The organism is Streptomyces sp. enrichment culture (assembly GCF_964272855.1).
In the GTDB taxonomy this organism is placed as follows: Bacteria; Actinomycetota; Actinomycetes; order Streptomycetales; family Streptomycetaceae; genus Streptomyces.
This window is the reverse complement of record NZ_OZ186847.1, coordinates 3057082-3069680: the sequence shown is the minus strand read 5'-3', so window position 1 is coordinate 3069680 and position 12599 is coordinate 3057082. Positions and strand designations below refer to the sequence as shown.

At 74.2% G+C, this 12599-nt stretch carries 5 protein-coding genes; 4 read left to right on the top strand and 1 reads right to left on the bottom strand.

The window, feature by feature from the left end; all coding sequences use genetic code 11:
* Positions 1-215: 215 nt before the first annotated feature.
* Complete coding sequence (locus ACSU6L_RS12860) at positions 216-2945, bottom strand: lysylphosphatidylglycerol synthase transmembrane domain-containing protein (protein ID WP_437056481.1); 2730 nt, start codon at positions 2943-2945, stop codon at positions 216-218.
* 185 nt (positions 2946-3130) lie between these two features.
* Between ACSU6L_RS12860 and ACSU6L_RS12855 the strand changes: the two genes are divergently transcribed.
* The 4 genes from ACSU6L_RS12855 (at position 3131) to ACSU6L_RS12840 (ending at position 12599) form a co-directional block, all read left to right on the top strand.
* The gene (locus ACSU6L_RS12855) at positions 3131-3517 is read left to right on the top strand and encodes an MGMT family protein (protein ID WP_437056479.1); all 387 of its coding nucleotides are present in this window, start codon (positions 3131-3133) and stop codon (positions 3515-3517) included.
* 257 nt (positions 3518-3774) lie between these two features.
* Positions 3775-7488 (top strand): UvrD-helicase domain-containing protein, encoded by a 3714-nt coding sequence (locus ACSU6L_RS12850; protein ID WP_437056477.1) that lies wholly within the window; start codon positions 3775-3777, stop codon positions 7486-7488.
* Positions 7489-7591: 103 nt separating this feature from the next.
* Entirely contained in the window at positions 7592-11185 is a 3594-nt protein-coding gene (locus tag ACSU6L_RS12845; protein WP_437056475.1) for a UvrD-helicase domain-containing protein, read from the top strand.
* 10 nt (positions 11186-11195) lie between these two features.
* Entirely contained in the window at positions 11196-12599 is a 1404-nt protein-coding gene (locus ACSU6L_RS12840) for a dipeptidase (protein WP_437056473.1), read from the top strand.

Sequence of the window (12599 nt, the reverse complement as noted above, 5' to 3'; positions counted from 1 at the left end):
GGTGGCGCCAGGGCCTAGGGGGTGTCTCGCCGATCATGCCGGGCTCGCGGCGCCTGGCACCGCGCCTCGCCGCGTTGTCGTCACTCGCCGATTCCCCCAAGCTCTCGGCTCCGCTCGAGCAGGGGGGACCCCCATCGCATCGACTCCCTCCTCCGCCTTGCGGTGCACGGCACCAGACGCCGCTCCCTGATCCGGCCCGATCGACGAGACACCCCCTAGAGGGCGCCCTTGCGGGTGAGGTGGTTGAAGGCCAGCCAGCCCGGCAGCACCGGCAGCCACAGCGTCAGCAGCCGGAACAGCAGGACGGCGGGGGCGGCGACCTCGCTGGGCAGCCCGACGGCGATCAGACCGACCGTGAGGGTCGCCTCGACCGCGCCCACACCGCCGGGCGTGGGCGCCGCGGAGCCGAGCGCGTTGCCCGCGAGGAACACGACGGCGACGCTGGCGATGCTGATCGAGGTGGTCTCGTCGCCGAACGCGCGGATCGACGCGTCCAGGCACATCACGAAGCAGGCGGTGAGCAGCAGCATGCCGCCGATGCCGGTGAGCAGCTTCTGCGGCCGCTGGAGCACGTCCAGCATGCGCGGCACGACTCCCGCGAAAAGCGACCTCACGCGCGTGACGACGAATTTCCGCAGGAACGGCACCGAGGTCACCACGAGCACCAGCACCGCCACCGTCAGCAGACCCGCGATGACGGTCCGGGACGGCGACAGCGACGGCGTCTTCTCGGTGCCGGTCAGATAGCCGAAGGACAGCAGCATCAGGATGTGGCAGCCGAGCCCGAACAACTGCGAGGCGCCGACACTGGCCACCGCGAGCCCGGGACGCACCCCGGAACGCTGCAGGAACCGCGTGTTGAGGGCGACACCGCCCACCGCGGCCGGCGCCACGATCTTCACGAACGACCCGGCGACCTGCGCCGCCACGGTCCGCGGGAAGGGCACCCGCTCCGGCACGAAGCCCAGCAGGCTCATCGCCGCGGCGACATAGCTCAGCGCCGAGAACAGCACCGCCGCCGCCACCCAGCCCCACTCGGCGTTGGCCACCAGCGGGCCGAACTCGATGTGGGTGAGCTGCGTGAGCAGGAAGTACGCGCCGATGGCACCGGCGATGAAACTGATCAGCGTGCGGGGCCGCACCCGCTCCAGGCGGACCGGCTCCACGGGCGCCTGCGGCCGGATCCGGAGCACCTCGTGCCGGATCTGGGTGAGCGGGTCCTCCTCGCGTGCCTCGTCCAGCGCCTCGTCCATGGCCCGCTTCTCGGCCCGCGCCTGCGCGCGTACGGCCTTCTTGCCGGGCTTCTCCAGGGCTACGACGGCCTCCTCGCCGCCGGCGGCCTCCGCGCGGGCCAGCTTGGCCTGCCGGGAAGCCTCCAGGACCGCCTCGCGCTCGCGCTCGGCCCGCTCCCGGGCCAGTCGGCGCAGGGTCGCGCGGGTGGTCCGGGTCAGGGCGATCGGCTGGAGCATCGGCAGACAGTCGGCGACCGCGTCGGGCCCCAGTACGTCCACAGCCGAGGCGACCGCGCGTTCGGCGCCCACGCGCAGGGCCAGCGTCGTCATCAGCTGGGCGATGTCCATGCGCAGCAGCACATCGCCGGCCGCGATCTCGCCGCCGCGCAGATCGGTGAGGATCACCGTGCCGGAACGATCCACCAGAATCGCGTCGCCCGCGAGCCTGCGGTGCGCGATCCGGCGCGACTGCAGCGCCCGCACCTGCTGCCAGGTGTGCTGCAGCAGTTCGTCGGTGATCTCCTCGTCCGCCAGCGAGTCCAGGGTGCGACCGCCGGTGTGCTCGTAGACGAGTATCACCGCGTCGGGGCCCAGCTCGGAGGTGGCGATCAGCTTGGGCGCGTTGGCGCCGGCCGCGATGGCGGCGTAGGCGAGCAGGGCCTCCTGCTCCAGGGCCTGGCGCAGTGACTGGAGGCTGCGGCGGGTGGCGATGCCGCGCAGGGTCAGATTGCGCCACACGCGGTAGAAGAAGCCCTGTGCCTGCTGTTCGCGGTCGACGACCGTGACATCGAGGGGCGGGCCGTCCTCCAGGGTGACGAAGTAGCGCCGACCGCGGTCGCCGCCGTCCGTCGTGTCCGCGGTCTCCTCGCGGGCCGCGCTCACCGGGCGGAACCCGACGGTCCGCAGGCCCGCCATCAGCGTGCGCCCGGTGGGGCGGACGTTGGGGGAGCCGACGGCGTACAGGGTGCCGTAGGCCACGGTCCAGCCGATCAGCACGGTCAGGATGATCGAGAACGGTGTGGTGTAACCGGTGACCAGCATCGAGAACGCGTCGAGGAGCAGCACGATCCACAGCACCGCACGCCAGCGCGGTCTGCGGGACATGCCGACGGCCGTCATGTACGCGATGACGGGCGCGAGATAGCCGTGGACCGGGTCGGTCAGGGCGTGGATGTCGCCGGGGGAGGGCTGGGTCAGGGCCTCCTGGATGGAGTCCGGGGCGGCCTTGGCGACCCACAGGTCGGTGGCGAGAGTCACACCGTGCGCGAGGACCGCCGCGAGCACGCCGTCGGCGATGCGCAGCCCGTCCCGTTTGATCAGCCGTTCGATCGCGAACGCGACCGGCACCAGCAGGATCGCGATGCTGGACGCCAGTCCCGCGATCTTGATGAGCAGGTCGGGGGCCTGGCCGGTGCCCTTGGTGATGTCCTGTTCGAGGCCCGAGGTGGTGCCGTGCGCGAACGCCGCGATGGCGAGCAGTACGGCGACGGCGAGCACGCCCACCAGGAGGCGCATCAGGTCGGACGGGCGGTGCACGCGAGCGGGGAGGAGCGGTTCGTCGCCCTCCACCTCGTCGGTGTGCGCCTCGGGGTCCGTGCGGCCGGGATCCGGCGGGGTGTTCGCCTGCGAATCCTCGCCCGGGCGCTCGTCCGGGCGCGACGAGGCATCAGAGGTGCTGTCCGCGTCCTCCGGGTGCACACCCTGCTGCTTCATCGTCTCTTCTTGATCTCGTATCACCAGTCACCGCCCGCACGATGGTGGCATGCTCCACCGACACACGGGGGCATCAGGGTGCAAACGCGGGTCGCACAGTCTGCCCGAAGCACCGCTCCAGGGCGAGGGTCACGCACTGTTGCGACTGCGTCACTTTGTCGGCGGCATGCGGCAGGATGGGGCGAATGAGCGAGGAGAGCCTTCCCGAGGACGCCCGCGCGGAGTACTCCGATGCCCTGCCGGAGTACGCCGAGCGGGTGCTCGACGTCACGGAGATGATCCCGCCCGGGCGCGTCATGACCTACGGCGATGTCGCCGAGTGGCTGGAGGAGGGCGGACCTCGCCAGGTCGGCCGCGTGATGGCGCTCTACGGGGGAGCGGTCCCCTGGTGGCGGGTCGTCCGCGCGGACGGACACCTGCTCCCGGGCCACGAGCTGGAGGCTCTGGCCCACTACCGCGCGGAGGGCACGCCCCTGAAGGGGGCGAGCCGGGCCGCGGAGGGCCACCTGCCGCGCGTCGACATGCGGCGCGCGCGGTGGGACGGCGGCGAACGCGCGAAGGGTCACACCTGACAGCTTCCGCCATCGGCGGCCCGCGCGGGGGACGCCTGATCCGTAGGGGGGAAACAGGGCACTTCCGTGACATGACGTACGTTCGAGGGGAAAGGGACGCACGGGTCCGCTGAGCCCCGAGGGAACAACCGGAGGCCCTGCTTCCGCCCCGGCCGTCGGCGTAGCGTCGGCTCCACGCGTCCCCCTCACCCCGCGGCCACCGCCGTCCCCGTACGGCGATCGGCATCCAAGCACACCCACCAGGACCGGCGAACCACGTGAGCTCCTCTTCCTCCACCAGGCGCCTGTCGCACCCCGCGGTGCGACAGGGGAACCGTGGCGCTTACCGGCTCGTCCGTACCCTTCCCGTCCGACCGGATCCCCCTCTCCTGGACGCCGGGCAGCGCGCCGTGGTTGACCACCGGTCCGGCCCGTTGCTGGTCCTTGCCGGTCCGGGCACCGGCAAGACCACCACGCTGGTGGAGTCCGTGGCCGCGCGGATCGCCCGCGGAGCGGACCCCGAACGCCTCCTGGTGCTCACCTTCAGCCGCAAGGCCGCCGTCGAACTGCGCGACCGCATGGCCCTGCGCATCGGCGCGGCCCGCGCACCCCGGGCGACCACCTTCCACTCGTTCAGCTACGCCCTGGTCCGCGCCCACCAGGACAGCGACCTGTTCGTCGAGCCGCTGCGGCTGCTGTCCGGCCCCGAGCAGGACGTCGCCGTCCGCGAGCTGCTCGCCGGCCAGCCGGACCTGGAGCGGCGCGGTCTCGCCCACGTGCGGTGGCCGGACGAACTGCGCGCCTGCCTGACCACCCGCGGCTTCGCCGACGAGGTCCGCGCGGTCCTCGCCCGCAGCCGGGAGCTGGGCCTCGACCCGGCCGCCCTGGACGCCTTCGCCCGGCGTATCGGCCGCCCCGACTGGCGGGCGGCCGCCGCCTTCCTCGCCGAGTACCTCGACGTCCTCGACCTGCAAGGAGTCATCGACTACGCCGAACTCGTCCACCGCGCGGTGCTGCTCGCCCGCCGCCCCGAGGTGGCCGGGCGGCTCGCCGCGCAGTACGACGCGGTGTTCGTGGACGAGTACCAGGACACCGACCCCGCGCAAGTACGGCTGCTCCACGCGCTCGCCGGCGGTGGCCGCACCCTCGTCGCCTTCGGCGACCCGGACCAGTCGATCTACACCTTCCGCGGCGCGGACGTGAACGGCATCCTCGACTTCCCGCACGCCTTCCCCCGCGCGGACGGCCGCCCGGCGCCGGTCGAGGTCCTGCGCACCTCCCGCCGCTCCGGGGCCGGCCTGCTGGCCGCCACCCGGCTGCTGACCCAGCGCATGCCGCTGACCCGCCTCCCCGCCGACAAGGTGCGCGCCCACCGCGAGCTCACCCCGGTGCGGGACGGCGGCCGCGTGGAGGTGTACACCTACCCGACGCCCGGCACCGAGCTGGACAACATCGCCGACATCCTGCGCCGGGCCCATCTGGAGGACGGCGTCCCCTGGAGCGACATGGCCGTCCTCGTACGCGCCGGCTCCCGCACCATCCCGGCGGTCCGCCGCGCCCTCACCTCGGCGGGCGTCCCGCTCGACGTCGACGGCGACGACCTCCCGCTCCGGCACGAGCCGGCGGTGGCGCCGCTGCTGACGGCACTGCGGGCGGTGGCCAGGGCGGAGGCCGGGGCCGCAGGGTGTGTTCCCGGGGAGGCCGGTCCGGGGGGCGGCGGTTCCGCAGCGGGTGTGGCCGAGCAGGCTGACGCGGGGGCCGGCGGTTCTGCTGTCGACGGGTCCGGGACGGCCGACCCGGGGGCCGGCGGTTCTGCTGCGGATGACCCCGAGCCCGTCGCCCCGGAGGCCGACGGTTCGGCAGCGGGCGTGCCCGAGGCGGCCGACGCGGAGGCTGGGGCCGTGGAGGGCCTTCCGGAGGAGAACGCCGGTCCGCGGGCCGATGGCTCCGCTGCCGGCGGCTCCGAGAAGGCCGCACCGACGGCCGAGTCCGCTGCCGACCAGTCCGAGACGCCCGCCCCGGAGGCCGAGTCCGCAGCTGGCCTGCCAGAGGAAGCCGATCCGGAAACCGGCTCCCGACGGACCGGGCCGGATGACGCGGAGGCCACGGAGGAGCCCTGCTGGCTGGACACCGAGACCGCCCTCACCCTCCTCGCCTCGCCCCTCGCCGGCATGGACGCCGCCGACCTGCGTCGCCTGGGCCGCGCGCTGCGCGACGAGGAGCGCGCCGCCGGCAACCCCGTACCGCCGCCCTCGGACCAACTGCTGACGCGGGCGCTCGCCGAACCCGAGCGCCTGGTGGCGCACGACCCGGCGTACGCGCGCGGAGCCCAGCGTCTCGGCGCGCTGCTGCGCACGGCGCGCGAGCGCCTCGCGGGCGGCGGCACGGCCGAGGAGGCCCTGTGGGACCTCTGGGTCGGCACGCCCTGGCCCGGCCGCCTGGAGCGGGCCGCCCGGCGCGGCGGCGCCGCCGGCCGCAACGCCGACCGCGACCTGGACGCCGTCTGCGCGCTGTTCGCGACAGCGGCCCGCGCGGAGGAGCGCACCGGCGGACGGGGCGCCCTGAACTTCCTGGAGCAGATCGAGGCGGAGGACATCGCCGCCGACACCCTCACGCGGCGCGCCCTGCGCCCCGACGCCGTGCGCCTGATGACCGCGCACCGCGCCAAGGGCCTGGAATGGCGGCTGGTCGTCGTGGCCGGTGTCCAGGAGGGCCTGTGGCCGGACCTGCGCCGCCGCGGTTCCCTGCTGGAGGCCGACCGCATCGGCCGCGACGGGCTCGCCGAACCGCTCACCCCGGGCGCGCTGCTCGCCGAGGAACGTCGCCTGTTCTACGTCGCCGCCACGCGCGCGCGGGAACGGCTCGTCGTCACCGCGGTGAAGGCCCCGGCGGACGACGGCGACCAGCCGTCCCGGTTCCTGACCGAACTCGGCGTCGAGCCCCGGGACGTCACCGGCCGACCGCGCCGCCCGCTCTCGGTCGCCGCGCTGGTCGCGGAGCTGCGTGCCACGACCGTCGACCCGCGCGTGTCGGACACCCTGCGGGAGGCCGCCGCCCGCCGGCTGGCCCGGCTCGCGGCGCTCACCGACGAGGACGGCCGCCCCTTGGTGCCGTCCGCGCACCCGTACCGCTGGTGGGGCATGTTCGACCCGACCGAGAGCAAGGTGCCGCTGCGCCACCGGGACCAGCCCGTCGTGCTGTCCGGCAGCGCCCTCGACCAGCTCGCCAACACCTGCGCCCTGCAGTGGTTCCTCGGCCGCGAGGTGAAGGCGGACGCCCCGGCCACCGCCGCCCAGGGCTTCGGCAACGTGGTGCACGTCCTCGCCGACGAGGTCGCCTCCGGGCGCACCCCGGCCGACCTCGACGTCCTCATGGAACGCCTCGACTCCGTGTGGGACGCGCTCGCGTTCGACGCGCCGTGGAAGTCGGCACAGGAGAAGCAGCACGCGCGCGTGGCGCTCGAACGCTTCCTTGAGTGGCACGTCATGGACCGCACCGGGCGCACTCCGGTGGCCAGCGAGCACGACTTCGACGTCACCCTGGAGGCGGGCGACTACGAGGTCCGCATCCGCGGCCAGATGGACCGCGTGGAGGCGGATGGCGAGGGCCGCGCCTACGTCGTCGACTTCAAGACGGGCAAGCAGGCGCCCAGCTCCGCCGAGGTGGCCCGTCACCCCCAGCTCGCCGTCTACCAGCTCGCCGTCACCGAGGGCGCCGTCGACGACGTCTTCGACGGGGTGCGTCCCGAGCCGGGCGGCGCCGAACTCGTCCAGCTGCGGCAGGGCGCCGCCAAACGGGACGGCGGGGAGAGCCTGCCGAAGGTGCAGGCCCAGGAGCCCCTGGAGGGGGAGTGGGTCGGCGAGCTGCTCGCCACGGCCGCCGGCAAGGTGCTCGACGAGCGGTTCGCCCCGACCACCGGCCAGCACTGCACGCACTGCGCGTTCCGGGCGTCGTGCAGCGCCCGGCCCGAAGGCCGCCACGTGGTCGAGTGAACCAGGTGTGACGAGCCGCACCACCTGGGCTGACCTGCGTTTCTTCCGGCCCGCTGGGGTGATCCGGCCTCGACTGTCAGTGCCCGCCGCTAGCCTCTCTGAGGTGCCCGCACGTATCACCGACCCCGAGCAGCTCAAGGAGCTTATCGGCATCCCGTTCACCCCGGAGCAGACGGCCTGCATCATCGCGCCGCCCGCCCCGCAGGTGATCGTGGCCGGAGCCGGCTCCGGCAAGACCACGGTGATGGCGGCCCGCGTGGTGTGGCTGGTCGGCACCGGCCGGGTCGCGCCCGAACAGGTGCTCGGCCTCACCTTCACCAACAAGGCCGCCGGCGAACTCGCCGAGCGCGTGCGCACGGCGCTGGTCAAGGCCGGTGTCACCGACCCCGACACCATCGACCCGGACAACCCGCCCGGCGAACCGGTGATCTCCACGTACCACGCCTTCGCGGGCCGCCTGCTGACCGACCACGGCCTGCGCATCGGCCTCGAACCGACCTCCCGCCTCCTCGCCGACGCCACCCGCTACCAGCTGGCCGCGCGGGTGCTGGGCGAAGCCCCGGGGCCCTACCCGGCGCTGACCCGCTCCTTCGCCGACCTGGTCAGCGACCTCCTCACCCTCGACTCGGAACTCGCCGAGCACCTGGTGCGGCCCGAGGACCTGCGCTCGTGGGACGCCGGGCTGCTGCACACCCTCGAGGGCGTCAAACTCACCAACGCCGACCTGCGCAAGGTCCCCGAGACCGCCGCCGCCCGCCGCGAACTCGCCGAGCTGGTGCTGCGCTACCGGGCGGTGAAACGCGAGCGGGACCTGCTCGACTTCGGCGACCAGATCGCCCTCGCCGCCCGCCTCGGCCGGCTGCCCGAAGTGGGCCGCCTCCTGCGCGACGAGTTCCGCGTGGTGCTCCTCGACGAGTACCAGGACACCTCGGTCGCCCAGCGCGTCCTCCTCGCCGGCCTGTTCGGCGGCGGCACCGGCCACCCGGTGACCGCCGTCGGCGACCCCTGCCAGGCGATCTACGGCTGGCGCGGCGCCTCCGTCGCCAACCTCGACGACTTCCCCGAGCACTTCGCGCACGCCGACGGCCGCCCCGCCACCCGCCAGGCGCTCAGCGAGAACCGCCGCAGCGGCGGCCGCCTCCTCGACCTCGCCAACGGCCTCGCCGAGCCCCTGCGCGCCATGCACGCGGGCGTGGAGGCACTGCGCCCGGCCCCCGGCGCCGAACGCGACGGCATCGTCCGCTGCGCCCTGCTGCGCACCCACGCCGAGGAGATCGACTGGATCGCCGACTCCATCGCCCACCTGGTGAACACCGGGAAGGCACCCGGCGAGATCGCGATCCTGTGCCGTACGGCGACCGACTTCGCCGAGATCCAGGGCGCGCTCGTCGCCCGGGACGTGCCCGTGGAGGTGGTCGGTCTCTCCGGGCTGCTGCACCTCCCCGAGGTCGCCGACCTGGTCGCCGTCTGCGAGGTCCTCCAGGACCCGGGCGCCAACGCCTCCCTGGTCCGGCTGCTCACCGGCCCCCGCTGGCGCATCGGCCCGCGCGACCTCGCCCTGCTCGGGCGGCGCGCCCGGCTGCTCGTCGCCCACGCGCGCGTGGACGCCGACGACGACCCCGACCGGCGGCTCGCCGAGGCCGTGGAGGGCGTCGACCCCGCCGAGGTGATCTCGCTCGCGGATGCCCTCGACACCTTCCTGGAGACGCCGCTGCAGGGCGGCGGGGACGACGACGGGCTGCCGTTCTCGCCGGACGCGCGCGTGCGCTTCGCCCGCCTCGCCGCCGAGCTGCGTGACCTGCGGCGCTCCCTGGCCGACCCGCTCATGGACGTACTGCACCGGGTGCTCGCCGTCACCGGCCTGGAGGTGGAGCTGTCGGCGTCCCCGCACGCCCTGGCCGCCCGCCGCCGCGAGACCCTGTCCAACTTCCTGGACGTCGCCGCGTCCTTCGCCGCCAACGAGAACGAGGCCACGCTCCTCGCCTTCCTCGGCTTCCTGCGCACCGCCGCCCAGTACGAGAAGGGCCTCGACAACGCCCTGCCCGGCGGCGAGAACACCGTCAAGGTCCTCACCGCGCACAAGTCCAAGGGCCTGGAGTGGGACGTCGTCGCCGTCCCCGGCCTGGTCACCGGCACCTTCCCCAGCGCCCAGGGCCGCGAGAAGTGGACCGCCCAGGCCAAGGTGCTGCCGCACGAGCTGCGCGGCGACGCCGACACCCTGCCCGACGTCGAGGCCTGGGACTCACGCGGCATGAAGGCCTTCCACGAGGCCATGAAGGAACACCAGCACACCGAGGAGCTGCGCCTCGGCTACGTCACCTTCACCCGCCCCCGCTCCCTGCTCCTCGGCTCCGGCCACTGGTGGGGCCCCACCCAGAAGAAGCCCCGCGGCCCCTCCGACTTCCTCCTAGCCCTCCACGACCACTGCGCCGCCGGCCACGGCGAGATCGAGGTCTGGTCGGACGAACCCGCCGAGGACGAGGAGAACCCCGCCCTGCACCAGGCCACCGCCCACCAGGCCTGGCCGCTGCCGCTGGACGAGGCCGCCCTGGCCCGCCGCCGCGCGGCCGCCGAGACGGTCCTCGCCCACCTCGACGCCCTCGCCGCGGACGCGCACGACCCCGACACCTTCGAGGACCCGGACTGGCCTTCGCCGCCCGAGGGGGACGAGCCGCCGTACGACGAGCCGCCGTACGACGAGCCCCCCTACGACGAGCTGTACGAGGACGACGAGCCGCCGTACGACGAGCCTCCGTACGAGGACGACGAGGTTCCCTACGGGGACCAGCCGCACCCTCACGAGGACGAAGGGCACCTCTACGAGGACGAACCGCACCTCGGTGAAACCCCGCCCGCCCCCGAAGCCCGCGCCGACCGGGACGCCTGGACCCCCCAGCGTCCGACCGTCCCCCACCAGGCGACGCCCTCGGACCGCGACAGGGCGCGGGACACCCGCCTCACGCCCGAAGAGGCCCGGATCGTCGCCTCCTGGGACCGCGACCTGGACGCCCTCACCGGAGAGCTGCTGCGCGCCCGCGAGAGCGTCACGGAGGTCCCGCTGCCCACGTCGCTGACGGCGACCCAGCTGCTGCGGCTGGCCGCCGACCCGGACGGCTTCGCCCAGGAGCTGGCCCGCCCCATGCCCCGCCCGCCGCAGCCCGCCGCCCGCCGCGGCACCCGCTTCCACGCCTGGGTCGAGTCCCGCTTCGAGGCGCTGACCCTGCCCATGCTGGAGCCGGACGAGCTGCCCGGCGGCGACGCCGAGATCGCCGACGAACGCGACCTCGAAGCCCTCAAGGAGGCCTTCGAACGCACCGAGTACGCCCGTCGCACACCGCACCGCGTGGAGGCCCCTTTCCAGATCACCGTCGCCGGCCGGGTGATCCGCGGCCGCATCGACGCCGTCTACCGGGACGGCGAGGGCGCGGAGGCGACGTACGAGATCGTCGACTGGAAGACCGGCCGGGAGCACTCCGCCGACCCCCTCCAGCTCGCCGTGTACCGGCTCGCCTGGGCCGAGCAGCAGAGGATCCCCCTGGAGTCGGTCACGGCCGCGTTCGTGTACGTCCGCACCGGCGAGGTCGTACGGCCCGCCGCTCTCCCGGGCCGCGACGCCCTGGAGCGGCTGCTGCGGGAGGAGCCCCCCGAGCCGCCCGGTGACGAATCGCACGACCGGGCTGTCACCGCGGGCCGATAGGCTCGTGGCCATGAGCCTGACCCCGGACAGCGCCGTCCGTACGTACATCGACCAGCACCGCACCGCCTTCCTCGACGACCTCGCCGAGTGGCTGCGCATCCCGTCGGTGTCCGCTCAGCCCGCCCACGCGCACGACGTACGGCGCAGCGCCGACTGGCTCGCCGGCAGGCTCAAGGAGACCGGTTTCCCCACCGCCGAGGTCTGGGAGACCCCGGGCGCCCCGGCCGTCTACGCCGAGTGGCCCTCCGACGACCCGGAGGCGCCGACCGTCCTCGTCTACGGCCACCACGACGTGCAGCCCGCCGCCCGCGAGGACGGCTGGGACAGCGAACCCTTCGAGCCCGTCATCCGCGAGAACCGGCTCTACGCGCGCGGGGCCGCCGACGACAAGGGCCAGGTGTTCTTCCACACACTCGGTGTGCGCGCCCACCTCGCCGCCACCGGCCGCAGCGTCCCGGCCGTCCATCTGAAGCTGCTGGTCGAGGGCGAGGAGGAGTCCGGCTCCCCGCACTTCCGCGCGCTCGTCGAGGAGCACGCCGCGCGGCTCGCCGCCGACGCCGTGATCGTCTCCGACACCGGCATGTGGTCCGAGGACACCCCCACCGTGTGCACCGGCATGCGCGGCCTCGCCGAGTGCGAGATCCGGCTGTACGGCCCGGACCAGGACATCCACTCCGGCTCCTTCGGCGGCGCCGTCCCCAACCCGGCGACCGTCGTCGCCCGCCTCGTCGCCGCCCTGCACGAAGAGCGGGGGCGCGTGGCGATACCCGGCTTCTACGACGGCGTCGTGGAGCTCACCGACCGCGAGCGGGAGCTCTTCGCCGAGCTGCCCTTCGACGAGGCGCAGTGGCTGCGCACCGCGAAGTCCCACGCCGCCCAGGGCGAGGCCGGCTACACCACCCTGGAGCGCGTCTGGGCCCGCCCGACCGCCGAGGTCAACGGCATCGGCGGCGGCTACCAGGGCCCCGGCAGCAAGACGATCATCCCGTCCACGGCCATGGTGAAGCTGTCGTTCCGGCTGGTCGCGGGCCAGGACCTCGACCGCGTCGAGCAGGCCGTCCGCGCATGGGCCGCCGACCGGCTGCCCGACGGCATCCGGCACGAGATCACGTTCTCCCCGGGCACGCGCCCGTGCCTGACCCCGCTGGACCACCCGGCCCTGCAGTCCGTCGCCCGCGCCATGGGCCGCGCCTTCGGCACGGCGGTCCGCTTCACCCGCGAGGGCGGCTCCGGGCCCGCCGCCGACCTCCAGGAAGTGCTCGGCGCACCCGTCCTCTTCCTGGGCATCTCCGTCCCGTCCGACGGCTGGCATGCCCCGAACGAGAAGGTCGAGCTCGATCTGCTCCTCAAGGGCGCCGAGGCCGGCGCGTACCTGTGGGGCGACCTGGCGGCGAACTGGCGCCGTGCTCCCTGA